We start from the raw sequence: 23,476 nt of genomic DNA on the forward strand, positions 1-23,476 counted from the left end.
GCGTCCGCCCTTCGAGGGAATCCGTCATGTACAAGGTCAGCCTTCTCACGCGCGACGGCGCGACGATCGCCTTCGACGCCGAACCCTCCGACACGCTACTGGACGCCGCCGAACGCGCGAGCATTTATCTCCCCTCCTCCTGCCGGGAGGGCGGCTGCGGCGCATGCCGCGTTTCTCGCGAAAGCGGAGACGTCGAACTCATGGCCTACAGCAGCGTAGCGCTAAGCGAGGACGAGCGCATGGCGGGCGACATATTGCTGTGCCGCGCGCAGCCGCGCAGCGATCTCGCTTTGCGGGCGCCCTTCGACGAAGCGGCGGTCGGCTTTGCGCCGGTTCCCAAACGGCGGGCGACGCTCGTCGCGATTGAGCCCGTCGGCTCCGGAACGCTGCGCCTGCAGCTTCAATATAAAGACGATCCGACGTTCGGGCGCGCGGCGCAGTTTACCGCCGGCCAATTCATCGAACTCACGCTTCCCGACGGCTCCTCGAAGCGTTCCTATTCGCTCGCCAACGCGCCGAACTGGGACGGAACGCTCGAATTATTCATCCGCCTTCAGCCGCACGGCGCCTTTTCGGATTATCTTCGCGATCGCGCCGCCATCGGCGATACGCTTCTTGTGCGCGGTCCGCAGGGGCAGTTCACCCTCGATGAGGCGAGCGCGGCGCCGCGCTGGTTTGTCGTTGGCGGCACCGGCCTCGCGCCGGCGCTCTCGATGCTGCGGCAGATGGGCGAATTCGCCGATCCGCGCTCCTGCCGGCTGTTCTTCGGGGTCAATAAGGTCGACGAGCTTTTCGCGCTCGACGCGATCGACTCGCTGAAGGCGGCATTGCCGCAGCTCGTCGTGACGCTTTGCGTATGGAAGCCGGAAAAGGAATGGCGCGAGTTTACCGGCACGCCGGTCGAAGCGCTTGCGCAGGCGCTGTTGACCGCGCCGGAGCGACCGGACATTTACGTCTGCGGCCCGCCTGCGCTGATCGCCGCGGCCGAAGAGGCTGGCCGTTCCGCCGGCGTCCCGCATGATCGCATCTTCAGCGAGAAATTTACCGCGGCGTGAGCGGGGTTCCGCGTCATGGCCGGGCTTGTCCCGGCCATCCACGCCGGGACATTGCGCCAATGCTGAAGGCCTGAGCAGACCGGACGAGCGCTGCATCGGGAGCGTGGCGGGCGGATGTCGCCATTTTGACCCATTTCTTCCAAACAATAGGCCGTGCGCAATGGGCCGCTGTGCGAAAGGCGCGCCTCAAGTCGCCAGCCGGATTGCCGCCAACTCCGTGTCCTGCGAACCGGCCTCTGACGAAGAAAATCCATCGAGGGCGGTCCAAGAGAGGGTCACAAATGTTTCCAGCGCGCCGATTCGCTGCGTCCTTGCCTGTCGCAGGCGCTTTATTCGCCTTTATTTTTTCCTTTTCAAACGCCCAAGCTCAAGATTCGCCCTGCGAGGAATCGGCTGAGGTCGCGGTTGTAACGTCGCCGGCGTCGCCTTGGGCAGGCGCGCCCTTGCGCATCCTCGTCGCTGCGGAAAAGCCGCTCGACGGCGAGCTTTCGCTGATTGGGCCTGATGGAAGGGTCGCGGCCAGATCGCGCGGACAGCGTGGCGGACCGCCGTATGTCTGGTTCGCCGAAGTTGCGTCGCCGGTCGCCGGCGCGTGGCGCGCGACGCTCGACACGTCTTCGTTTACCTGCGGCACGATCACGAAGGACATCGCCGTGAGCGGGCACAAATCGTCCGCCGCGCACGCGGCCGAAGGCAGCGTCTGGCAGGTGCACAATTCATGGAACCGCGCGACTGAGAATTTGTATTCGGCGTGGATCGCCAAACTTTTTGACGCGCCGCTCGAAGCGGAGCAGTCGTGGAAGACGTGGCATGAAGTGCTGCGCAATCCCTCGCGCAATGTCCTGTTCAATCATCTCGGCATGGGCGAAGACAGCTTTACTCAATCGCTGAAACCCGACTGCGCCGATTTCGTCTACTTCTTGCGCGCCTATTTCGCCTACAAGATGGGGCTGCCTTTCGCCTATTCGAATTGCTCGCGCGGGGCCGGCGGCGCGCCGCCGCGATGCAATGAACGATTCGATATACTGCATCCCCAACTGACCCGACCCGCGCCGCCGCCCGAACAAGCCGTGGCGTCGGCCGCCGCGCCGCCAGCCCCTACCCGCATAGCGGCTCCTCCCACGAACTTTTTACAGCAGCTATTTGCACAGCCTCAGCAGGCCCAGCCGGCCGCGACGCCGACGACTGCGCCGCTCGCCCCTGCTAAACCGCCTGCGCCTAAACGGCCGGCCGGCGTCGCCGGATATTTACGGGCCGTGGGCGACGTCGTTCATTCCGGTTCGGTGCGCGCGCCGGCAAACAGCGACAAATCCGATTTTTACACGATCCCGCTGACGCAGGAGACCCTGCGTCCCGGAACCGCCTACGCTGATCCGTACGGGCACGTCATGATGCTGGTGCAACGCATTCCGCAGACGGCGGACGCCGCCGGCGTGTTTCTCGCCGTCGACGCCGAGCCGGATGGCACCGTCACGCGCAAGCGGTTCTGGCGCGGCAATTTCCTTTTCGCGAACGGAGCTTCCCTCGGCAGCCCGGGCTTCAAGCGCTTCCGGCCGATCCTGCGGGAGAACGGCGGGTTGCGGGCGCTCACCAACGCCGAGATCGCCAAGAATACGGATTACGGCGATTTCTCTCTGGAGCAATCACAACTCAGCGCCGAGGATTTTTACGATCGCATGGACGAAGTGATGTCGCCGGAGCCGCTCGATCCCACGCGCGCCATGATGGCGGCCATCACCGCGCTTGAAGAGCAGGTGAAGACGCGCGCGGTTGCGGTCGAAAACGGCCGGAAATTTCAGAGTGGTGGGCGCGGCGAGGCGTCGATGCCCGACGGCCCCGCGATCTTCGCGACCAGCGGCGCATGGGAGGACTTTTCTACGCCGGCGCGCGACCTCCGCCTGCTGATCGCGATCGATGTTGTGCGCGGATTTCCCGATCGCGTCGCGCGGCGCAGCGATCGCTACGCCATGCCGTTTGGCAGAGGTCTGGCGGGCGTTCAGGCGCAGTTGCAGAGCGCGCTGGCGAACGAACTCGCGTCCCGCACCTTTTCCTATACGCGCAGCGACGGCTCCGCCTGGACCCTCTCGCTCAAAGACGTCATGGACCGCGCGGCTGACCTTGAGATGGGCTACAACCCCAACGACTGCGTCGAACTGCGGTGGGGCGCTTCGGACGGGAGCGCCGAGGCGGCGACATGCACGCGGCGCGCGCCGGCCGCGCAGCGCGCGAAGATGACGGACTATCGCAACTGGTTCCGCGAACGCCACTGGCCGCACGCGTAGCGCGGAAGAATTGGGGCGCGTCCCACTTTACCGCCAGATTTCGAAAGTTTAATCGGCCGCGTTCGCGCTTGGGGCTTGGCGGCGTTTTGCGCCGGGGCCATATCTTCCTGCGCCGCGCCTTCGAGGGCGGCAACGATGGAGAACCCTATGTCACCGGAAGAACGCCAACTCATCGCTGGACTGTTCGAGCGCACCAAGAGCGCCGCCTCGACGCCGCGCGACCAGGCGGCGGAGGCTTTCATCAGCGAACAGATCAAGGCTCAGCCGGCGGCGCCCTATCTCCTGGCGCAGACCGTGATCGTGCAGGATCAGGCGCTGCAAGGCGCCAATGCGCGCATCGAGGAGCTCGAGGCGCGCGTGCAGGAGCTTGAGTCAAAGCCCGCCGGCGGTTTCCTTGGCGGCCTGTTCGGGGGTGGCCCCCGTCCGGAGCCGCCGCGTCCTCCTCAGCAGTCTCGTCCGAGCGGACCTTGGGGCGGCGCCCAGCAGGGCGGCATGAACCCCGTGGCCGGCGGCTACGCGCCTCAGGGCTGGGGCCAACAGCAGCCGCCTGCGCCTGAAAGCGGCGGATTTCTGAAGGGCGCGCTCGGCACCGCCGCAGGCGTCGCGGGCGGCGTGCTGCTCGCCGATGGCATCCGCAGCCTGTTCTCGCATGGCGGCGGCTATGGCGGGATGGGGAATCTCGGCATCGGCTCCGGCTTTACGCCAACCGGCGGCGATACGGTGATCAACAACTATTATGGCGATGAATCGGGCTCGGGCGCCACCGACGCCGCTTATGACTCCGGCGACCACGCAGGAGGGGTGGAGGACGCAGATTATGGCGCGGACCCCGGCTTCGATGACGGCGGCGGCTTCGACAGCGGCGGCGACGGCGGCTTCGACGTCTGATGCAGCTTGGCTCCCGGCCCCACAAGGCCGGGAGTTCTCGCATCTGGCGCCCTGTGCGCCAGCGCACCGCGACTCCCCAAGCGTCGTTCTAGGGTCTGACCATCCGCTGATCGAGCGGACGGACCACGGGGAACTCGCCATGAACCCTTCAATGAACAACACGACGAACCGCACGACCAAGACCAGCTTCGCTTCGCGACCGATCCGCGTCGCGCTGGCCATGAAGATCGCCTTCGCGATCCTCGCCGCCAATGTCAGCTTCGCCGCCGCCAAGGCGCTTCTCGTCAAGGCGCCGGACTCGCAGCCTGCGCGCGTCGCCGCCGACGTCTCGTCGGTGAAGCCCTTCATCCTCCCCGTCGACTGGCAGGAGTCGACCGCCGTCGCGCAGTCAGATCCTACCCAGAATTGCCATGGCGTCGCCGTCGAGACCGACGAGGGCTATGGCGTGCGCGGACAAACGATCCGTTTCGTCTGCCGCAAGGCCCTGTAAGAGGGTCACAGGAGTACGAGTCATGTTGCGCGTTTCGTTCCTCCCGCGGGCTGCTCCTTTCGTCATCGCATGCGCTCTGCTCGCCGCCCCGGCCATCGCGCAAATGTCGAACGCGCAAAAAGATGCGCCCGACTCGCCAGCGGCCACAGAGCGCAGGGCGAGGCCGGCGCTAGAGCGCGAGAACTTCGACCGGCCCACGGCCGACGCGCCGCGGGAAGCCGATGAGCAGCAACAGACTCATGAGCGCCAGGGACTCGAAAAGCAGCAGGAAGCCGACGCGCCGCAAGGCGTCGATGAACAGCAGAGGGTCGATGAGCGGCAAGCGACCGATGCGCGCGAAAGCCTCGCGCGGGCGCTGCGCGACTGGTCGAATGAGGAGCCCGACGACAGCCGAAGCGTCCAGCGTTCGGAAATCGCCGCTTATTACAAGAACCGCGATTATACGCCGATCTGGCGCGATGCGGACGGCTTCACCAAAACAGCGAAAAGCGCGCTGGACACTCTGCGCGACGCCGGCCGCGACGGCCTGCGCGTAAAGACTCCTGCGCAAGAGTCTTCCTGGAACGCCGAGGCCGAACTGGCGCTATCGGAGGCCGTGGCCGATTATGCGGCGCAAGCGAGCGGCGCCCGGGTCAATCCCGCAACGATTTCGCCCGACATTGAGGAGCGGCCATCGGTGGTGAAGCCGGCGCAAGCGCTCGACGCGATCGCCGAGGCTGGGGATGACGCCGGCGCGCGGCTTGCCGCCTTCAATCCGCCGCACCCGGCCTATGCCGCCCTGCGCGAGAAACTCGCCGAACTGCGCGCCGCGCGCGGCCATCCGCGCCGCGAGGCCACTGCGGCTCACGAGTCGGATGCGCGGCCCATCACGAATTTTGCGTCGCTGCCCGAAGCCAAGGCGAAGCGCGTTGAGGCGGAAATCATCGCCAATATGGAGCGGTGGCGCTGGGAGCCGCGCGACATGGGCGCGACGCGCCTCGAAGTCAATATTCCGCAGTTCGAGACGACTTTCACGCGAGACAATCAAATTGTGTTTCGCGCGCGCGTTGTCGTCGGGAAGAAGACGTCGCCAACGCCGGTGTTTTCCGACGTGATGCCATATCTCATCATCAATCCGACCTGGACCGTTCCGGAGTCGATTATCGAGAAGGAGCTGGAGCCCAAAACCGGCGGCAAGCTCACCAAGCTCCGCGCGCGCGGATACACGGTGACCTATCGCAATGGAAAGCCATTCGTTCAGCAGGAGCCCGGCGAGAAGAACGCGCTTGGCCGGCTCAAATTCGTATTTCCGAACGATCTCCTGATCTACATGCACGACACGCCGCAGAAGAAACTCTTCGCCCGCGCTAAGCGCGCATACAGTCACGGGTGCGTACGTGTCCAGAATCCGTTCAAACTCGCGGAAGAAGTCATCGGACGTCCTGGCTATGACGAAAAGCGCCTGAAGGCTCTGATCGGCAAGAAGGAGCGCCGCATCAATCTGGCGAAGCCTATTCCGGTGCACATCGAATATTTCACGGCCGTGGTCAACGACGACGGCGCACTGAAGCTTTACGACGACATCTACGGCTATTCGGCGAAGGTGCGCTCGGCGCTCGCTCTGTAACTGGAGCAGGTTCCGAAAAAGTTGAGACTTTTTCGATGAGAACCTGCTCCAACATTTGATTATGAGCGCTTCCTAATCAATCACATGAGTCCATGTGCTCGGGAAGCGCTCTAGGCCGACGAGGCCAGCCGCGCCACCTGCCGCCGCAATTCCTCCTGCGCGCGCGCGAGATTTTGATGCGCCCGCGCGCACCAGAGCTTGCGCGTCTCGTCGAGGCGGTAGAGCGCGTCTCCGTGCGCGGCGAATGTATCGATCATCTGGAGCCGCCCAAGGCAAAAGAGCGGCTCGGGCACCCAGGCGTATTCGAAACGAAGCCGCGCCAGATTTTGCTCGAACTCGGACCAGGACGCGCCGAGCGAGGAAAGATCGAGGTCGAGGAAGAGGTCCAGATCGCGCGAAAAGCCGGGGTAATGCTCAACCGTCGCGCGCGCATTGAGGTGGTTCGCTGTCGCCATGATCAGATCATGGATGGCCTGCGTATCGGTTTCGTCGAATTTCGAGTGACGTTCGAAGAGCGCTGCGCTGGCGCGAACATTTTCGGCGTCGGGACGAAGCAGACCGTCGTCGTCGCGTGTCACATAGACGGCGTCATGCCAGAAGATGGCGGCGGCGATCAGATCTGGCCTAACGGCGAGCGCTTTCAAGCAGTCCAGCTTCGTTAGCAAATCGACGATATGGCCCCAATCATGATACCTGCGTTGCGATTCGCGATAGGCGGCGTCGATAACCGAAAAAGCATTCGTGTCATGACGCCCGGCGATCAGGGCCCAATAATTCCGTACCGGATTAGAGATCATGCGCGAGTAGCGATCATAAGAGAAACCCATAATACGTGCGGCTACACGGCAGGACAGCAGTCGCTCCCGGACGAAGACGTCACTTGCTCGAAAGATTCCATACCGAAGACCAGTTATCCTGCGACCCCTCCCTGGCGAGACCTCGATACCGATGCTCCAGGACGACATAGAGCGCGGGCCAGGGCTCGGGAACCGATCGCGCCAACGCCGAGGCCCCCTCGGCGGCGGCTTCGAATCGGCCGGACTCATATTCCTGGCGCATGAGGTCATGCGACTTGCGCCAGCGCACATACGAGTCCGAGACCGCCATCTCGCTGTCGCCCGCGAGCGCGAAAACCCTCGTCGGTTCGCTCTTTCCGACGACGCGGACACGCCCAAGGTCAAGCCAGGCGAAGTCGGGCGCGGCGTCGCGCACCGCGCCAGAGGCCACAATGTCCGTCTGAAAGGCCTTGCTCGCCCCTTCGAGCCGCGACGCGAGATTCACCGTGTCGCCGAGAATCGAATAGTCGAAGCGGCGAATGGATCCCATGTTGCCGACGCTGCAAGGGCCGAGATTGAGGCCAAGCCCCATAGCCGCGGGCTGCGCATCCTTGCCCGACGACGCCGCGGCCTCGGCGCGCCCTTTGTTGAGGCTGACGAGAGCCTCACGCATCGTCAGGGCGGCCTGAACAGCCTTGCGCGGATGGTCGTCGGTATCGAGCGGCGCATTCCAGAAGGCGAGCACCGCATCGCCCATATATTTGTCAATCGTGCCTTCCTGTTCGAGGATCGCGTCGGTCATCGGAGTCAAATATTCATTCATGAACTGCGTGAGTTCGCGCGCGCTCATGCCCTCCGAAATCCCTGAGAAATTGCGCAGATCTGAGAACAGCACGGTCAATTCGCGCGTCTCGCCGCCGAGCACCAGCCGCTCCGGATGTTCGGCGAGACGATCGACGACGGCAGGTGAGACGAACTTACCGAAGGCCTGACGGACATGGCGACGCGCGGACGTTTCGGACCGCCAGAGCGTCACTGCGCCAAAGAGATAGCCGCCAATGATCGCGAGACTCGGATAAGAGGGATCGAGCAGCAGGCCGCGGCGATCGAACAGATAAAAGGCGCCGGCGAATAGCCCCGCGACGGCGAGCGGCGCCGCCGCCGCCGAGACGAGCGGCGGCGCGATGAAGAGCAGGCTCATGATCAGCAAAAACGCGAAGGCGGCGACGACAAACTCCAGTCCGGGCGCCCAGTCCGGGCGCGCGAGCAGCGAGCCCGACGCGATCGATTCGACGATCTGCGCATGCACGTCGACGCCGGGAACGACCGGCTCCAGGGGCGTCGCGCGGACGTCGCCGAGACCCGTCGCCAACGCGCCGACGAAGATGATGCGTCCCTCGATTTCGTCGCGCGCAACGCGGCCCTCGAGCACGTCCTTGGCTGAAATGTCTCGCGCAGCGTCAGTATGCGAATAGCGTGGCCGAACTTCCGCGTTGGGGCCGGTCGCAATCTCGAAGGCGCCGACCTTGATCGCGTTGACGCCCGTCTGCTTGCCGAAAGCCGTTTGTCCGCTGGCGTTTGAAGACCGAATGATGATGGCCGGCTCGCCCTGGGCGATGCGCAGGGCTTCGAGCGCCAGGGAGGGCATGAGAACGTCGCCGGCGCGCGTCACCAGCGGCACCCGACGAACGATCTGGTCGTGATCGGGCAGCCAGTTTGTCGCGCCGAGCCCTCGCGCCGCTTCCGCAAGCGTTCGTTCCGGTCCGACCGCGCCTGCGAAAGCGGCGAGGAACGGGACGGGATCGTCGCCAGCGGTGACCAGCCCCGACTTCGCCAACAGCGGCGCCGAAACCGCGTCGGTCAGCGTGACTCCAAGCGTGGCGGGCGCCTTCGAGAGCGCCCGAGCCAAGATTTGATCGCCGCTCGGCGCTTTTGCGACGAGCTTCGCCACCTCGGCGCGGGCGCGTGGGTCAACGATCGCCTCGATCAGCTGGGACGCCCCGGCGCGATCCGCCTCCGCGAAGATAAAGTCGAAGGCGATGGACGCCGCGCCGAGTTCGCGCAGACGGTCAAGAAGTTCGGCAAGCCGGGCCCGCGGCCAAGGCCATTGCCCATAGGCGCTGAGACTTTTTTCGTCGACGCCCACGACCCGCGTCGGCGCCTCGGGATCATAGGCGCGAGGAGCCAGACGCTGAAACGTGTCGAAGACAAAGTTGCGAAGGTCGTCGAGCGCCCGGGGCTGAATGACGCCCCAGGGAAAAATGAGAACCGCAGCGGCGACGATCGCGAGAAGGTAGGCGCGACGCCGCTTCAACATCTCCACCTCGCATGACGGTCACGCCGTCGCCGGGGCGATCCGCGAGGCTGGCGCCGCCGCAGAACTAGTAGCCCGGCCCGTCAATCGCAACAGGCCCGCCTCCGTGACCGCCGCTCCCATGACCGCTTCCGTGACCCCCTTGGCCGCCGCCGCTACCCGAGCCGCCGCCCCCGAAGAGGCCTCCACCGCCGCCTTCGCCGCCGTGGCCACCCTCGCCACCGCCGTACTGGCCGCCCTCGCCGCCTTCATAGCCGCCGCCATGGCCGCCTTCGCCATGGCCGCCTCCATAACCGCCGCCATGGCCGCCCTCGCCGCCGTGACCACCTTCGCCATGTCCGCCGTGGCCGCCCTCGCCGTGGCCGCCCTCGCCATGACCGCCGTGGCCGCCATGTCCGCCATGGCCCCCCTCGCCGCCTTCATGACCACCGTGATCATGTCCGCCATGGCCGCCGTGATCATGATCGTCGTGGTGGCCGTCATTTCCGCCTTGGCGCGCCGGCGTCGGCAGCGGAGCAGGCTGATTGTCGACATTGGCGCGGCTCTGCACGAGCGCATTGCCGAACCAAACCGGACCCAGCGCGTCGAGCCCTGGCGGACTGACGACGTCCGGCGGACGATCATTGCCGAGCGCAAGATTCGCCTCTTCGTTTGTCGGCGAGCGCTTGGCGCCGCCACGCTGCGTTTTGCCGCTCTCCAACGCGGCGACGATTTGCGCGATCGTTTCAGGCGGCACGAGAAAAGGCTCAGACACCGGCCCGCCGCTCGGCGCGCAAACGCCATAGCCCGGGCGCGTGAGCGCCTGGCCGCCAACGTCGATGAAACCATATTGATGCACGACGAGCGTGCCGCATGAGCCGCCAACCCGAACCAGCGCCGTCCCACCGCGCACGCCGATGGACGCCGTCGGCGTGCGCAGCTTTGTGCCGCCTTCGTGGCTGACGCCGCCGCCGACGAAGCGCATGACGCCCTTCGCCATCGACACGCCCTGCTGACCGCCGCCGCCTTGTGAATAGACAAAATCGTCAACGGTGACGGCGCTGTTGCGTCCGACGGTCATCGTCGATGTGTCGTTAAAGACGATCTGGGCGCTGCCGTACGGACTCGTCTCGATGCGTTCGCGCCGCTGCACGCCAAGGCCAACGGATAGCGAGCGCTTCGCGGCGCCCGGCGGCGTGCCATGCGCGCTCTGATTGACCGCGCCGACGTTCCCGACGTTATCTGCGAGCGCGGGACCCGCGACGAGCGCGAGAGCGGTTGTGGCGGCCGCGGAGAACTTTTTCATTTATCGTCTCCGTCAGAACTTTGCCGTTGGCCCGAAACTGACGGACACGTTGTCAGTCTTGAAATTCGGCAGATTTGAATCGTTGCGCGCATACTCGACGTTGCCGGCGAAACCGAAATACGGCGTGACCGGCAAGTCCACCATCAGGCCGCCGATCCAGACGGTGTCTCGACGCGCTACGAAGGGATTGATCACCGGATTGGCGGCGTCGAAGGCAAGATGCGTAAAGCGGCCATAAGGCGCGAAGGTCCATCTGCGCGGAATAATTGGAAATGGCGGGTCGACCTCGAGCCGCAGCATCGCCTGAACGTCGACCTGATCGGAAGATTGCTGCGGATTGCCCGCCCACGCGCGCGTGTAGGCGACGCGACCTTCAAGCCTCAGGTCGTTGGTCAGTCGGTAGGAGCTGCTCAAATAGCCCGTGACGACGTCGCCAGTCGCCAAGGTCGATACTGTCGAATAGGGCGAGAAACCGGCATAGCCGAGGAAGCCCGGCGAGGGATCAACCCAGATCGCCCGCCATTCGGCGCCCGGCTCGAACCACAGGTCGCGACTGAGTTCCGCGCCGAAACTCATGCCCGCGCCGCCGGCGTTCAGATAATTGCTGCCGCCGAGCAGCGCCACCGCGCCGGTCACGTATGGCTTGATGGAGAGACCCGGATAAAGATCGGGCGCGATATGGATGCGTGGTCCGACGGAGCCGGCGAACAGCGCGACGCTATATTGCGGCAGGCGAAATTGCTCTGTGGCGTAGCCCGTCACGCGCGTCTCGAGCTGGTCGCCGCGCGCATTCTGAAAATCCAGATCATGCGCGGCCTGCACCAACTGAAAGCTGTTGATGTCGCCCTTGCGCGAGGCGGCCGACGCGACGCCGACGCCGCCGACCTGGAAAAGATTATTGGTCGGGAAGAAATTGGCGTTCGATTGCGCTCGCAGGCCGACGTGCATCCGCAGATAAAGCCGGTTGGCTTGCGTGCGCTTCTCGATATCGGGCAGCTGCGCTTCGACCTGAGCCACCTGAACCGGATCGAGGCCGCCTTCGGCGAGCGCGTTGCGTAAATGCTGCGCCGAGAGTTCATAGGCGCCGAGCCGCGCATAAAGGAAACCAAGCTCCTTTCGGGCGCGCGACAAGTTCGGGTTGAACATCAGCATGCGCTCAAGCGCGCCGATTCCCGCTTCATAGTCGCGTAGCTCCGTCGACAGCAGGACGTAGCGATAGGTCGCGTCATAGTCGGTTGGATTATGCTGAATATAGGCTGCGAGGCGCTCCTGTTCGGCGCGCGGATCCTCCTGCGCCAGAGCCGGACTGAAAAGTGCGAATGCGGCAAACAGTGCGCCCAAAAGCCTCGGCGCCGCTCTATATGCGAACATAAATGGCAAGCCCCCGTAAAAAATCGGAAAACGGCGATCGAAGCCGGACCGTCAGCTGAACCGGAAGCTGACTCATGTCGCCTGGAGTATCAAGCTAGCGCCGGACGATGCGCCGATGCGAATGACACGACGGCGCAATGTGTCTGCTGCGAATTAATCCGATGCAGCAACATCTTAAGGCCTTTTCTGCCCATCCTCCTTGCACAAACGGCGGACACAACAAATTCTCGGGTGTTGCCTTGAAAGCACAGGCGCGACGCCTGGCTAACGCCGGAGCCCGCCATCGAAGAGAGAGACAACTTCGCCGCTTTCCGTCGACGACTGCTCGGCGGCCGACGACGACGAGGGAATGACGCCCCTACGCCAGCGCGCCGAGAACGCGCGGCGGCGCGGACGCGCGATGGCGCGTGAATCTTCGCAAGACGCGCCCGGCGCGAGGAGCCAGCGCAGCACGATCAGCAAGTCGGCGGCGCGGCGCGACGCGCCGATCTCCACCGCGTTGCGGATGTCGGCGACGACTCGCCCACGTGCGACGTCGATCGAGACGGCCCGGCGGTATCGCGCCAGCATGCGATGGTGCTTGTCGCTGGGGCTCACGCCCAGGATGAGTTCATGGCCGCGCAGGCCCGCCACTTCGGCGCAACGCTCGATCGGCGTCAATTCGGGAATCATTTCGGGGTTCTCCCAATCGCTTGCTCTGCCGCGGGTCCTTTGCCTCTTGTCGGCAGCATAGCGACGGTAGCGCCCTGTTCCTCATCTGTTTGTGCGAGAACGCACAGGGGTCATTCGGCTTCGTTGAGCGCCTCTTGAACCCGCTTCTCCAGGACCGACGGGCGCAACAGCACGAGACCGCCGCGAATTTTTTCGGCGAGGCCTTCGTCGATCATGGCCGAAAGTTCGCGGCTGACCTGTTCGCGCCGACAACCGATACGGGCGGCGAGATCATGCTGAAACGGCGGCGGCGATACGATCGACTGTCCCGTCGACCCTTTGCGCGGCGCCGACATGCGCAACAATTCGGAATAGAGCCGATGCTTGAGGTCGAGCACCGAGCGCTCGAACAGACGCGTATTCAGTTCCCGCACCCGCGCCGTCAGCAGTCGCAACAGCCGCTCGCAAATCTCCGGCTCGCCAAACAGGATTTCCTTGAAGACCACTGGCGGCACCAGCAAAAGTTCCGCGTTGGTGAGCGCCGTCACATTGGCGGAGCGCTTGGCCCCGTCGACCGCCGCCATCTCGCCGAAGAATTTGCCTGGTCCGAAGTCCCCGAAGATCATTTCCTTGCCGGCGGCGGTTCGTATCAGCACACGAACGTCGCCGCTGACGATGAAATATACATCGGTCGAAGGATCGTCGAAATCGAGGACCAGCTCATGCTCGGCGTAGCGCCTGCGCACGCAGTGGCGCGCGAGCTGCTCGCCGCGCGTCGGGTCAAGGCCAACAAAGAAAGGAATCCCGTCAAATAGGGACACATCGCGCTCCTGAATTTGGAAATGCCGCCGATATTGCCGCTAAATGTCGACCTCGTCGAGGCGCAATCTGCTGGCGGACGCAGACTCTTCGGGCGATGATTGATGATGCAAGCGTTCAGACTCGCGACCTTCAATCTGGAAAATCTCGATTGGTCGGGGACCAAACCGGAGGCGTTTGCGCGCCGAACCGACGCGCTGCGCCCCCTGCTGGAGACGCTCGACGCCGATATATTGTGCCTGCAGGAAATTCATGCGCAGAGGCGTCACAAGCATGACGCGCGGCAATATATCGCGCTCGACCGGTTGCTTGCGACGACCAGATACGCGAATTTTCATCGGGCGACGACCGTTAGGCCCGGCGGCGACGCGCCCGCCGACGTGCATAATCTGGCGATCCTTTCACGATGGCCGATGCGCGCGCAGCGGCAGATCCACCACGACATTGTGGCGCGATGGGTCTGGCCCCCGCCGCGGGACGCCGACGGCTCCCAGCCGGAGCCGGTGGAGATCGCTTGGGACAGGCCCCTGCTCTACGCTGCTGTCGAGCTTCCCAACGGATGCGCGCTCCACGTCGTCAATCTGCATCTCCGCGCGCCGCGCGCCATTCCTATCGCGACGGCGCGCGGTTTCGGGTCGAGCCGCGCACAGATCGAGGGCCAATTCGTGGCGGCGCTCAAGCGCGAAGGCCAAGCGCTGGAGGCCCGGCTGTTCGCCGAAACGCTCTTTGACGCGGAGCCGCAGGCGCAGATCGCAATCGCCGGCGACTTCAACGCCGACGAGCATGACGCGCCGACCAGACTCTTGCGCGGCGGCGGAGACGAAGCGGCGGAAGGCGACCGGGCCCTCGTCGCCTTGGAAGAGCGCGTCGCGCCGTCGCGGCGCTTCACCGTGAGACATGCGGGACGCCAAACGCTGATCGACCATCTCCTCGCCTCACGGACATTAGCCGCCAATTGGCGCGAGACCACCATCCTGAACGACGGGCTGCAGGACGAAGTCTACGCGCAAGAGCCTGTCGAGGGATCGCTTCACGCGCCCGTGTGCGCGCGGTTTGATCTGGTCGAAAAATGACCGCGGCGCCGCTTGTGAACCCGAGCGCGCCGCTCGAGCGTAAGGCCGCGCGTCACACGGAGGCGAACGATCTTAACTGTTCGGCCATGGCGCGCGTTTCGCTCCAGTCCAGTTCAACGTCCGCTTGACCTTCGGAGGAGACGATGATGCCGCTCTGCTCGACCCTCGCATCGAAGTCATGATCGCTGGCGATGGGGCTCATATAGATTTGCTGTTGTTCGCCGCGGTCGCCCTTCGCCACGGAGTCGAGGGCGCGCGAAAGGATCGCCGCCTCTTCTTTGGTAAAGCGCCGCAGGGGGTGGCCGGGAAGGCGGAGCGTCGCCAATACGACAAATGATCGATGCTTTGAGGCGACAAGCTCGAAGAGCTGAGACATTTTTGAGACCCCATCGGCGGTTCGCGACAGCAAGAGACGAGTTTTTGCACGCCGTCGCGCAGGCGCCCTTCTTGAAGGACGGTCAGGAGCCCGCCTTTCGTAGCTGAGCGCATCAAATTTCATGCCTACGATCCATCCAAGGGTCTCGCCGTGAGAGAAACAGATGAATGACAAGCGCCTCTTCGCGCCATCGACCGCGCGCAATCGCGGCCCGATCCTCGACGTCCTGCGCAACGTCTTGCCGGCAAAAGGGGTGGCGCTCGAGATTGCGAGCGGCGCGGGAGAACATGTCACATTTTTCGCGCAGCATCTGCCCGGACTGACATTCTGTCCGTCGGACCCGAACGCTGAAGCGCGAGAGAGCATTTCGGCCTGGATCGCCTCCACGCGACTCGCCAATGTGAATGCGCCGCTTGCGTTGAACGTCGAGGAATTTCCTTGGCCGATCAATGCGGCGGACGCCATCATCTGCATCAACATGACCCACATTTCGCACTGGAGCGCGACCGAGGCGTTGTTCGAAGGCGGGAGCAGGGCTTTGCGCAAGGGCGCCCCGCTCTATTTATACGGTCCATACAGGCGGGGCGGCGCGCATACTGCGCCAAGCAACGCTGAGTTCGACGGGAGCCTTCGCGCGCGCAACGCCGCGTGGGGCATCCGCGATCTCGAAGATGTCGCGGCCTGCGCGCGCGCGAAAGGATTTGGAGAGCCTCAAATCGTGGACATGCCCGCCCATAATCTCAGCGTCATCTTTCGCCGGTAACGAAAACGTTGACGCGCACTAGCCTGGAGCCAGCGTTGCCGCGTGTCTCGAAATGATGACACGAGCGCAGCCATGCCGATGGAACCCGCGAACGGGTCCTCTCGGCGCGTGTAGTGAAGCCCACCTGGAGAAACATCATGGAACGTCGCGAATTCATCGCAGTCGGAACCGCCGCCGCCGTCGCATCCGCCACCCAAGCGTTTGCTCAGGCGACCGGTCAACAGGATAGCGCGGCCAAAATGGAGGATATGCATCCGCCGCTCTACAAAAACCTGGAAAATGCGAGCATCGAATGCGTCTCCACCGGCAACGACTGCCTCCGCCACTGTTTCGGCATGTTCGCGATGAAAGACACGAGCATGGCTGAGTGTGCGGACGCCGCTTACCAGCTTGTCGCGGCCTGTAACGCGCTGGCGTCGCTTGCGGCGGTCAACTCCTCGCATGTCGGTCCGCTGGCGAAAACGGTGGCCATGATTTGCGATGACTGCAAAAAACAATGCGACAAATTTCCGAAGGTCAAGGAATGCGTGGAGTGCGGCAAATCGTGCCAGAAATGCGCCGACGAATGCCGTAAGGTCTAGCCGACGCCAAAAAGGATTGGAGGCTGCGGTGAAGGCCATGTGTGTTTTATTTGGTCGCGTCGCAGCCTGCGTCGCCATCTCTGTCGGGATTGGCGGCGCCTTCGCGAAGACAAATGTCATTTACTCGCGCTTTGTCGTCGCCCAGGCGACGGAAAAGGCGGAAAAGACGACAGGGCAAGGCGAGGGCGTCGTCAGAGCGGTCGACGCGGACGATCGCAGGCTCATGATCACCCATGGGCCGATCGCCGGACCGCTGGAAATGTCGCCGATGACAATGGCTTTTCGCGTGGCGCCAAACGTCGATCTCTCCAGCCTGTCGAAGGGCATGAAGATCAAATTCACGATCAGTCGCGACGCGAAAGGCCTCTATGTGATTGAGGACGTACGGCCGGAGAAACCCTAATGCGCGCTCGCGTCCGTGCGGCTATATCCCAGTCCGTCCATGCCGATGCGGTGCATCAGATAGCATAGACAATCCTGCTGCACGGCGCGCGGGTCAACTGTCAGCATGGCCGGAATGGCGGGGCGCGCGAGCCTGATTTGGCCACCCGCGTAATCGAAATAGTTGATCGGCTGCGTGTCGAATCCCTCGCCGGAGAGGACTTCGAGACGCGCGTCTTCGTGGCCCAACGCGCCGAAAGAGGCGCCAGCGCCCAATTCGCTGAAATTCAGATGGTCGATATCGGGGCGGAAGACAAAGTCCGCCGGCGTTCCGTCGAAGGAAAAGCTTGCGCCGGCGGGCGGCTTCACGATGGCGCATGTGCGCAGCAACTCGATGTCCTGCGGGGCCGGCGCGTGATCGGGAAGCTCTGCGATCGATAGGCAGGCGTCGAGCAATTCGACGACATGCGCCACGCCGGCATCGGCGCCCGACTTGCCGCATTCGACCGTGATCGCCGGACATAGTTCGGCGAAGGCCGCTGCGCTGGTGCCGCGCGGGCGCTGAAAATGCACAACAATGCGGGAGAAAAGCTGCGCAAGGGCGACGTATTTTGGCTCAAGCCTGGTGACGCAGCTGTAGTGAGGATTGAAGCCGGTGTTGTTGTGGATGTCGACGGCGGCGAAAGCTCGGCGCCTTTCGACGTATTCGTAAATCCAGCGCGCCATATGCGCGAGCGAATCATCGGGAAAGGCCGTGCCGGGCCACACCCGGTTAAAGTCGCGCTGGTGCGGCAGCGTGCGCACATTCGCCGCCGCGGCTTCGACATTGCCGATGAACAGAATGAGCGACCGATTGAGCCCGCGCGCGTGACGACGCAAAATCTCCTGCACGGCGGCGAGCCCGCTCGTCTCATTTCCGTGCAGCAGCGTAGACACGAACAGCGGTTGCGGGTCGCGGCCCGGGAGGTCGAACAGCGTCGGTCGGGGAAGGATGTCCTTCAGGCGATTGGCGGGGCAGTCGAGAAATCCGTCAGGCAGCCGGTCGAGCAAGGCGCAAGGCGCGTCGGTCACTGTTCTCCTCATGTTTCCCACTGATGGACGGGCGCGCCGCTGCGCTGGCGCTCGCAATAGGCCGCCATCAGGGCATAAAGGTCCCCGCCGCGCGCCTCAAGGGCTTTTCGCTGCCAAGCCGCGCCGGTCTGCCGCGTCTGCACCCGAGCTTCGATAATATCGAGGAAATCGGCTTCGGCGACGCCCAGGTCGCGAAGCCCCGCCCGGGCGTCGGGAATGAGCCGGTCGAGCAGTAGCCGATCGGCGGCGATCTCGCCTTCGCCCGGCCATTCGAGCTTGGCGTCGAGGCCAAAACGCGCGGCGGCATAGAAATTTCGCTTGGCGTCAGCGAAGGCGAGGCCGCCGGCGCCGCCGTCCCCGCTCACGGCGATGGCTCGCGCGAGGCCCAGGTAAAGCGCGGCGTTCGCCATCATATCGATGAAGGTCGGTCCGGCGGGCAGAATGCGGTGTTCGACCCGCAGATGCGGCGCCCCGCTTTCGTCGAAGCCGATCAGCGGACGATTCCACCGCCAGATGACGCCATTATGCAACCGCAGGTGGCGCATCGCCTCGGGCGGGTCGTCATAGGCCACGGGAAGCAGCGCCTCATAGTCGCGTAAATTTTCCTCGAAGATCTCGATGAGAGACCGCTCGGCGTAGCCGGAGCCCATGCAGACCCTGGCCGGGCCCGGCATCTTCACCGCTTGTTCGAACAGCGGAATGCGCGTTTCCTCCCACAACGCCTTGCCGAAGAGGAACGGCGCGTTGCCGCAGGCGGCGAGGATCGGCCCCGACGCCGCCACCGAGGCGTTGTAATAGAGATGCGCCAGATCGGCCGGGGCCTTGAGATGGATTTGAAACGAGGTCGTCGCAGCCTCGAGCATCACATCTTTGTGCTCGGACGCAAGGCGGTCGCGGCCCGCGATATTGACGTGCAGCGGCTGCCCGCCGCGCAGACGAAGCACTTCCTGGTTGAGCGCATAGTAGCGGTTGAGCGGCGACATATTGGCAATCGTCAGATCGCTGTCGCGGATCGTGGGCAGCGTGCCGATCATCACCAGATTGGCGTCGAGCTGGTGAGCCACGTCGTTGCATTTCGTCCAGAGATCCGTCAGCGAATTGTGCGCCTTCGTCAGCGCATCGCCTTTGAGGTGGAACGGCGCGCAATTCAACTCGACGTTAAAGCGCGACAGTTCCGGCACGACGAGCGGATCATTGAGGGTTTCGAGGACATCCTGGTTGATCGAGGACGGCGCATAATTGTGATCCACGATCCAGGTTTCGACTTCGAAGCCGACCATGTGGCCGTCGCGCGAAAATTTGTCCTGTTCAAACAGGACCCGTGCGAGATCCGTTTCCTGCGCGAGCCGGCCGGCGAAACGCGCCTTGTCGGCGGGCGTGAAGCCCGTGGTTTTGATGTCCTCGCCCAAGGATCCTCCTTCCGCTCGTAAGCGCAGTTATCCGCCTCTCAAAGCGCACCGGCGCAACGGCGTCCGCGACCGAGGTCGCGAAGAGCCCTCATGGGCGATCCGCCGCAGATCATCTATCTAGTCCTTCCCGACCGTATCGATAGAGTCCGAAGCGTCGGCAGGACAAGCCGCGAGCGCTGCTGTAGATTGCGCTCCCTTCTCCTGGGAGCCTACCGTGTCTGATATCGCTTACGTGAACGGCGCTTACATCCCCCTCGACGACGCGCGCGTGTCGATTCTCGACCGCGGCTTCCTGTTCGCCGACGGCGTTTATGAGGTTGCGGCCGTCATCGGCGGAAGGCTGATCGACAATGACTCGCATCTTTCGCGTCTTGAGCGTTCGCTGCGCGAACTGCGTATCGAAAATCCTGTTCCAATGGCGGGCATCGCGGAAATCGAGGCCGAACTCATCGCCAAGAATGGCTTGAGCGAGGGCCTCGTCTATCTGCAGATCACCAGAGGCGCCGCCGCCGAACGCGAGTTCGGGTTTCCCGCGCAAGCGGCGCCGACGTTCGTCGCCTTCACTCAGAAGAAAAACATCATCGCCTCGCCCGCCGCAGAAACCGGCGTGAAGGCGCTCACCGTCCCTGATCTGCGATGGGCGCGACGCGACATCAAGAGCACGGCGCTGCTCGCGCAGGTGCTGGCGAAGCAGGCGGCGCTCGAGGGCGGCTGCCAGGAGGCTTGGATGGTCGATCAGGACGGTTTCGTGACCGAAGGCTCATCCTCGACCGCCTTCATCCTCACCGGCGCGAACGTGCTCGTGACGCGTCTAAACTCCTCCGCGGTTCTTCCGGGCTGCACACGGAGAGCCGTGCAGGTGATCGCCGAGCGGGAAGGATTGACCGTCGAGGAGCGCAGCTTCTCGGTCGCCGAGGCCTATGAGGCGAAGGAAGCCTTCCTCACGAGCGCCTCCAATCTCGTCCTGCCGGTTGTCTCGCTTGATGGCCGCCCCATCGGATCCGGCGCGCCGGGCGATACGAGTCGCCTGCTGCGCCGGCTCTACATCGAATGGGCGACGAACGCGGCCATCGCTCGCTAGCGCTGCATTTCCAGTCCGTCGAAGTCGGAGCTGCGCTCTTCTTCAATCGCGAGCGCGATGATCAGGCTGAACAGCGCAGCAGCGAGACACCAAACCGAATACCAAGCCGGCCGGTTAGCGGCGAGCGCCAAGAAAAACGTAGCCAACACCGCGACGCCGAAAACATTGATCGCCTTTCGCTGGCTGAAAATGAGCGGCGACACCGTAAGTACGAGATAGAGAAAATCCGTCACGAGCGGCGGACGCTCGAACAGCGGATCGTAAGCGAGCGAATGCCGATACACCGACAGGTCGATGCCATCGGCGCCCACGAGTTTGGCGATAAGATAGGCGGCCAGGACAATGCCTACGCCGCCCATGGTCCACCAAAGACGATTTCGCTCCGGATCCGATTCCGCATAGGCGGCGGCCGCTGGCGTCAGCACAGGCCACATCGTAAAAGCGATTAAGGTGTAGAGATAACGATAAGGCTGCCCGGCGACGGGATCGTTCCGCGTGAGCCATACCGCAGCTTCGACGAACTGGTGCGCCGAGAACACCAGCGGAAACGCGGCGAAAAGCACCATGCGCCGGTCGTGGCGCAGCGCTTTTGCAACCATGCCGCAGCCCGCCAATCCCAGGCCGAGCCCGGCCGCAATGCTTGCCTCAAGCGAGTAGCACATAGATCGGCCACTGTGCAGGTAACGCTTTGACCTATCTTAATGCGGATTTCGCGCGCGTCGAGACCTGAGCAATGGCCAGGCGACGGTATCCGCGACTGTGGGCTCGGAACATGTGCGCTGCAGACGCGTTTTAGGACGAGAGTTCACAAGCGGAGGTCAAAATGGGCAACCTTCTGTATTGGGCCGTGGTGTTCCTGGTCGTCGCTCTCATTGCCGGATTTCTGGGCTTTGGGGGCGTCGCCGGCGTCGCGGTGGACGGCGCGCGGATATTGTTCTGGCTAGCGTTGGTTCTCCTGATCGTTTCGGTCGTTCTCGGACTCGTCCGGCGCGCCTAACCGATCATCGTTCGTCGAAGGTTATGAGCCGACCGCTTTTCGTGAGCGGCCGGCTTGTCGTCGTTAGGGAATGTCGTCCAGCGAACTCAGCCACGCGTCCGCAACCGAATCTGATGGCGCGCGCCAGTCGCCGCGCGGCGACAGGGATCCTCCCGAACTGACTTTGGGACCATTTGGCGACGCAGACCGTTTGAACTGACTTCCCTCAAAGAATCGCTTCACGAAAACGCCGAGCCAATGTTTGATCGTCGAGAGATCATAGGCAATTTTGTCTTCTTGCACGATCCCTGCAGGCCATGAGCCGGCGGACGCATGCCGCCAGGCGCGCCAGGCGAGAAAGGCGATCTTCGCAGGCGCAAATCCGTAGCGCGTCGTATAATAGAGATTGAAATCCTGCAGCGCATACGGCCCGACCGTATCCTCGGTCCGCTGTCTCGCCTCTCCGGGCACAAGCTCGGGGGATATTTCCGTCGCAAGAACGTCTTCAAGCACCGCCGCCGTTTCGGCGCCGAATCGCGCGTCACGCGCGCACCAGCGGATGAGGTGCTGAATAAGCGTCTTGGGCACTGAGGCGTTGACGTTGTAATGCGACATCTGATCGCCAACGCCATAGGTGGACCAACCGAGGGCGAGTTCGGACAGGTCGCCAGTGCCAATGACGAGCGCGCCATGGCGATTGGCAAGGCGAAACAGCAGCGACGTGCGCGCGCCCGCCTGCACATTCTCGTAAGTCGTGTCGTAAACCGCTTCCCCGCGCGCGGCCGGGTGATCGATGTCGGCGAGCATTTGCTTGCACGCCGCGGTGACGTCGATTTCCTGCGCGGTGACGCCGAGCGCGCGCATCAGCCGCCAGGCGTTGGCCTTGGTGCTCTCGCTCGTGGCGAAGGCCGGCAGCGTGAAGCCGAGAACATTTTCGCGCGGCAGGCCGAGCGCATCCATCGCCGTCACCGCGACGAGCAGCGCCTGCGTGGAGTCGAGTCCGCCAGAGACGCCGATCACCGCCTTTTTTATTTTCGTGGCGCGCAGCCGTTGTTCGAGGCCGTGCGACTGTATGTTGAACGCCTCGAAACAAAGTTCGGCGAGCCGCGTTTCGTCCGCCGGGACGAAGGGAAAGCGTCCGACCTCGCGCAGAAACCCGAGATCGCGATCGCAGGTCGGGGCAAGTTCAAACGCAATGCGGCGATAATGCGTCGCGCCCTGCTCCACGTCGGCGCAGGCGCCGAATGTCCCCTGCCGCATGCGCTCTGCAAGAAGACGACCGATATCGACATCGGCGAGAGCCAGCTGCGGTTCATCGGAAAAGCGCGGCGCCTTGGCGAGAACGTCGCCCTTCTCGCAGATCAGCGCTTCTCCGTCCCACGCGAGGTCCGTCGTCGACTCGCCCTGCCCCGCCGCCGAATAGAGATAGGCCGCTAGGCAGCGCGCCGAATGCGCGGCGCAGAGCGTCTCGCGATAGTCGGATTTGCCGACGATCGCGTTCGACGCGGAAAGATTGAGCAGCACGGTTGCGCCCGCCAGCGCGGCGCGCGCCGAAGGGGGAATGGGAACCCATACGTCCTCGCAAATCTCCGTATGGATCACGAGTCCGGGAAAATCCGTCGCTTCGAGGAGCGTATCGGAGCCGAAGGGCGCGCATTGTCCGGCGACGGCGATGTCCTCGCCCGTGATGAAAGCGCCCGAGGCGAAATGGCGCTGTTCGTAAAACTCGCGATAATTCGGCAGATAGACCTTGGGCGTCACGGCGAGCACGCGGCCGCGCAGGATCGCCACGGCGCAATTGTAGAGACGCCCACGATGGCGCAGCGGCGCGCCGACGACGATCAGCGGATGAATGCCGCAGGAAGCCTCGACGAGTTCGACGAGCGCCGCGTCGACGGCCTCGAGCAACGCCTCCTGCTGCAAGAGATCGTCGATCGCATAAGAGGACATCCCCAGCTCGGGAAACAGCACCAGCGAAGCGCCGTGGTGATCGGCCTCACGCGCCAGTTCGATCGTCCGCGCAGCGTTGAAAGCCGGATCGGCGACTCGCACGTTCGGCGTCGCAACGGCGACTCGGATGAAGCCATGCGTGTGCAGACAATAGAAGGGATGGGTCATGAAGTCCGCCCGGGCGGCCAAAGGTTGGACTGGAGCGCTTGTCCACGATGATAATGCAAGACGCCCGCGGGAAAGTCACATGCCCTGGGCCCGTCGCCGCCGATGCTAGC

22 protein-coding genes are annotated in these 23,476 nt (G+C 63.8%); 11 read left to right on the forward strand and 11 right to left on the reverse strand.

The genetic code is table 11. The annotated features are described in order from the left end of the window. Nucleotides 1–26 precede the first annotated feature (26 nt). From EHO51_RS07955 to EHO51_RS07975, 5 genes are all read left to right on the forward strand, one after another. Nucleotides 27–1,055, forward strand: coding sequence for a 2Fe-2S iron-sulfur cluster-binding protein (locus EHO51_RS07955; RefSeq protein ID WP_124738431.1), 1,029 nt, complete (start codon nt 27–29; stop codon nt 1,053–1,055). 281 nt (nt 1,056–1,336) lie between these two features. Then, complete coding sequence (locus tag EHO51_RS07960; protein WP_124738432.1) at nt 1,337–3,337, forward strand: hypothetical protein; 2,001 nt, start codon at nt 1,337–1,339, stop codon at nt 3,335–3,337. Nucleotides 3,338–3,484: 147 nt separating this feature from the next. Next, nucleotides 3,485–4,225, forward strand: a complete 741-nt coding sequence (locus EHO51_RS07965) for a DUF2076 domain-containing protein (RefSeq protein ID WP_124738433.1) — start codon at nt 3,485–3,487, stop codon at nt 4,223–4,225. A gap of 139 nt (nt 4,226–4,364) precedes the next feature. After that, nucleotides 4,365–4,715: a hypothetical protein gene (locus EHO51_RS07970; RefSeq protein WP_124738434.1), complete on the forward strand. Its 351-nt coding sequence runs from the start codon at nt 4,365–4,367 to the stop codon at nt 4,713–4,715. Beyond that, nucleotides 4,666–6,321, forward strand: coding sequence for a L,D-transpeptidase family protein (locus EHO51_RS07975; RefSeq protein ID WP_245434813.1), 1,656 nt, complete (start codon nt 4,666–4,668; stop codon nt 6,319–6,321). The genes EHO51_RS07970 and EHO51_RS07975 overlap by 50 nt, the downstream gene beginning before the upstream one ends. Before the next feature lie 110 nt (nt 6,322–6,431). Here EHO51_RS07975 and EHO51_RS07980 read toward each other — a convergent pair whose 3' ends face one another. From EHO51_RS07980 to EHO51_RS08005, 6 genes are all read right to left on the reverse strand, one after another. Then, the gene (locus tag EHO51_RS07980; protein WP_124738435.1) at nt 6,432–7,148 is read right to left on the reverse strand and encodes an HD domain-containing protein; all 717 of its coding nucleotides are present in this window, start codon (nt 7,146–7,148) and stop codon (nt 6,432–6,434) included. A gap of 49 nt (nt 7,149–7,197) precedes the next feature. Continuing rightward, nucleotides 7,198–9,414, reverse strand: coding sequence for a CHASE2 domain-containing protein (locus tag EHO51_RS07985; protein ID WP_124738436.1), 2,217 nt, complete (start codon nt 9,412–9,414; stop codon nt 7,198–7,200). A gap of 64 nt (nt 9,415–9,478) precedes the next feature. After that, nucleotides 9,479–10,696 (reverse strand): FecR family protein, encoded by a 1,218-nt coding sequence (locus EHO51_RS07990; RefSeq protein WP_124738437.1) that lies wholly within the window; start codon nt 10,694–10,696, stop codon nt 9,479–9,481. A gap of 12 nt (nt 10,697–10,708) precedes the next feature. Continuing rightward, nucleotides 10,709–12,037, reverse strand: a complete 1,329-nt coding sequence (locus EHO51_RS07995) for a tetratricopeptide repeat protein (RefSeq protein WP_245434815.1) — start codon at nt 12,035–12,037, stop codon at nt 10,709–10,711. 294 nt (nt 12,038–12,331) lie between these two features. After that, complete coding sequence (locus tag EHO51_RS08000; protein WP_124738439.1) at nt 12,332–12,739, reverse strand: polysaccharide deacetylase; 408 nt, start codon at nt 12,737–12,739, stop codon at nt 12,332–12,334. A 110-nt stretch (nt 12,740–12,849) separates the two neighbouring features. After that, the gene (locus tag EHO51_RS08005; RefSeq protein WP_029651342.1) at nt 12,850–13,539 is read right to left on the reverse strand and encodes a Crp/Fnr family transcriptional regulator; all 690 of its coding nucleotides are present in this window, start codon (nt 13,537–13,539) and stop codon (nt 12,850–12,852) included. A 102-nt stretch (nt 13,540–13,641) separates the two neighbouring features. Here EHO51_RS08005 and EHO51_RS08010 point away from each other — a divergent pair, with 102 nt between their 5' ends. Further along, on the forward strand, nt 13,642–14,610 hold the full coding sequence (locus EHO51_RS08010) for an endonuclease/exonuclease/phosphatase family protein (protein WP_124738440.1): 969 nt from the start codon (nt 13,642–13,644) through the stop codon (nt 14,608–14,610). Nucleotides 14,611–14,662: 52 nt separating this feature from the next. Here the strand turns inward: EHO51_RS08010 and EHO51_RS08015 are convergent, their stop codons facing one another. Next, nucleotides 14,663–14,986 (reverse strand): hypothetical protein, encoded by a 324-nt coding sequence (locus EHO51_RS08015; protein WP_124738441.1) that lies wholly within the window; start codon nt 14,984–14,986, stop codon nt 14,663–14,665. Nucleotides 14,987–15,149: 163 nt separating this feature from the next. Here EHO51_RS08015 and EHO51_RS08020 point away from each other — a divergent pair, with 163 nt between their 5' ends. The 3 genes from EHO51_RS08020 to EHO51_RS08030 all read left to right on the forward strand — a co-directional run bounded on the left by EHO51_RS08020 (nt 15,150) and on the right by EHO51_RS08030 (nt 16,733). Continuing rightward, nucleotides 15,150–15,749 (forward strand): DUF938 domain-containing protein, encoded by a 600-nt coding sequence (locus tag EHO51_RS08020; protein ID WP_124738442.1) that lies wholly within the window; start codon nt 15,150–15,152, stop codon nt 15,747–15,749. 137 nt (nt 15,750–15,886) lie between these two features. Next, entirely contained in the window at nt 15,887–16,330 is a 444-nt protein-coding gene (locus EHO51_RS08025; RefSeq protein WP_124738443.1) for a four-helix bundle copper-binding protein, read from the forward strand. Between the two features lie 37 nt (nt 16,331–16,367). Further along, a complete protein-coding gene (locus tag EHO51_RS08030) occupies nt 16,368–16,733 on the forward strand; it encodes a copper-binding protein (RefSeq protein ID WP_124738444.1) in 366 nt (121 codons plus the stop codon). On the opposite strand, the gene EHO51_RS08035 is transcribed toward EHO51_RS08030, so the two are convergent. Both EHO51_RS08035 and EHO51_RS08040 read right to left on the reverse strand, forming a co-directional pair. Beyond that, the gene (locus EHO51_RS08035; protein WP_124738445.1) at nt 16,730–17,794 is read right to left on the reverse strand and encodes a M14 family metallopeptidase; all 1,065 of its coding nucleotides are present in this window, start codon (nt 17,792–17,794) and stop codon (nt 16,730–16,732) included. The two genes, EHO51_RS08030 and EHO51_RS08035, sit on opposite strands and share 4 nt — an antisense overlap. Then, nucleotides 17,791–19,191, reverse strand: a complete 1,401-nt coding sequence (locus EHO51_RS08040; RefSeq protein WP_124738446.1) for a hypothetical protein — start codon at nt 19,189–19,191, stop codon at nt 17,791–17,793. Before EHO51_RS08040 ends, EHO51_RS08035 begins: the two co-directional genes overlap by 4 nt. 214 nt (nt 19,192–19,405) lie before the next feature. Here EHO51_RS08040 and EHO51_RS08045 point away from each other — a divergent pair, with 214 nt between their 5' ends. Continuing rightward, nucleotides 19,406–20,272, forward strand: a complete 867-nt coding sequence (locus tag EHO51_RS08045) for a D-amino-acid transaminase (RefSeq protein WP_124738447.1) — start codon at nt 19,406–19,408, stop codon at nt 20,270–20,272. On the opposite strand, the gene EHO51_RS08050 is transcribed toward EHO51_RS08045, so the two are convergent. Further along, a complete protein-coding gene (locus EHO51_RS08050; RefSeq protein ID WP_124738448.1) occupies nt 20,269–20,934 on the reverse strand; it encodes a DUF6629 family protein in 666 nt (221 codons plus the stop codon). The two genes, EHO51_RS08045 and EHO51_RS08050, sit on opposite strands and share 4 nt — an antisense overlap. Nucleotides 20,935–21,095: 161 nt before the next feature. Between EHO51_RS08050 and EHO51_RS08055 the strand changes: the two genes are divergently transcribed. Next, nucleotides 21,096–21,269, forward strand: coding sequence for a DUF1328 domain-containing protein (locus EHO51_RS08055; RefSeq protein ID WP_124738449.1), 174 nt, complete (start codon nt 21,096–21,098; stop codon nt 21,267–21,269). Nucleotides 21,270–21,332: 63 nt separating this feature from the next. Here EHO51_RS08055 and EHO51_RS08060 read toward each other — a convergent pair whose 3' ends face one another. After that, nucleotides 21,333–23,366 carry an NAD(+) synthase gene (locus tag EHO51_RS08060; protein WP_124738450.1) on the reverse strand — a complete coding sequence of 678 codons (2,034 nt, stop codon included), beginning with the start codon at nt 23,364–23,366 and terminating at the stop codon, nt 21,333–21,335. Between the last annotated feature and the right edge of the window lie 110 nt (nt 23,367–23,476).

This window comes from Methylocystis rosea (genome assembly GCF_003855495.1).
Lineage (GTDB): Bacteria > Pseudomonadota > Alphaproteobacteria > Rhizobiales > Beijerinckiaceae > Methylocystis > Methylocystis rosea_A.

Excerpts from the sequence above, each read along its gene's own strand:
- EHO51_RS07970 (WP_124738434.1), top strand. The coding sequence starts at position 4,365 with ATGAACCCTTCAATGAACAACACGACGAACCGCACGACCAAGACCAGC.
- EHO51_RS08060 (WP_124738450.1), bottom strand. The coding sequence starts at position 23,366 with ATGACCCATCCCTTCTATTGTCTGCACACGCATGGCTTCATCCGAGTC.
- EHO51_RS07960 (WP_124738432.1), top strand. The coding sequence starts at position 1,337 with ATGTTTCCAGCGCGCCGATTCGCTGCGTCCTTGCCTGTCGCAGGCGCT.
- EHO51_RS08025 (WP_124738443.1), top strand. The coding sequence starts at position 15,887 with ATGGAACGTCGCGAATTCATCGCAGTCGGAACCGCCGCCGCCGTCGCA.
- EHO51_RS08055 (WP_124738449.1), top strand. The coding sequence starts at position 21,096 with ATGGGCAACCTTCTGTATTGGGCCGTGGTGTTCCTGGTCGTCGCTCTC.
- EHO51_RS08035 (WP_124738445.1), bottom strand. The coding sequence starts at position 17,794 with ATGAGGAGAACAGTGACCGACGCGCCTTGCGCCTTGCTCGACCGGCTG.
- EHO51_RS07965 (WP_124738433.1), top strand. The coding sequence starts at position 3,485 with ATGTCACCGGAAGAACGCCAACTCATCGCTGGACTGTTCGAGCGCACC.
- EHO51_RS08030 (WP_124738444.1), top strand. The coding sequence starts at position 16,368 with ATGTGTGTTTTATTTGGTCGCGTCGCAGCCTGCGTCGCCATCTCTGTC.
- EHO51_RS07990 (WP_124738437.1), bottom strand. The coding sequence starts at position 10,696 with ATGAAAAAGTTCTCCGCGGCCGCCACAACCGCTCTCGCGCTCGTCGCG.
- EHO51_RS08050 (WP_124738448.1), bottom strand. The coding sequence starts at position 20,934 with ATGTGCTACTCGCTTGAGGCAAGCATTGCGGCCGGGCTCGGCCTGGGA.
- EHO51_RS08020 (WP_124738442.1), top strand. The coding sequence starts at position 15,150 with ATGAATGACAAGCGCCTCTTCGCGCCATCGACCGCGCGCAATCGCGGC.
- EHO51_RS08015 (WP_124738441.1), bottom strand. The coding sequence starts at position 14,986 with ATGTCTCAGCTCTTCGAGCTTGTCGCCTCAAAGCATCGATCATTTGTC.
- EHO51_RS07980 (WP_124738435.1), bottom strand. The coding sequence starts at position 7,148 with ATGGGTTTCTCTTATGATCGCTACTCGCGCATGATCTCTAATCCGGTA.
- EHO51_RS07955 (WP_124738431.1), top strand. The coding sequence starts at position 27 with ATGTACAAGGTCAGCCTTCTCACGCGCGACGGCGCGACGATCGCCTTC.
- EHO51_RS08010 (WP_124738440.1), top strand. The coding sequence starts at position 13,642 with ATGATGCAAGCGTTCAGACTCGCGACCTTCAATCTGGAAAATCTCGAT.
- EHO51_RS07975 (WP_245434813.1), top strand. The coding sequence starts at position 4,666 with ATGGCGTGCGCGGACAAACGATCCGTTTCGTCTGCCGCAAGGCCCTGT.
- EHO51_RS07985 (WP_124738436.1), bottom strand. The coding sequence starts at position 9,414 with ATGTTGAAGCGGCGTCGCGCCTACCTTCTCGCGATCGTCGCCGCTGCG.
- EHO51_RS08000 (WP_124738439.1), bottom strand. The coding sequence starts at position 12,739 with ATGATTCCCGAATTGACGCCGATCGAGCGTTGCGCCGAAGTGGCGGGC.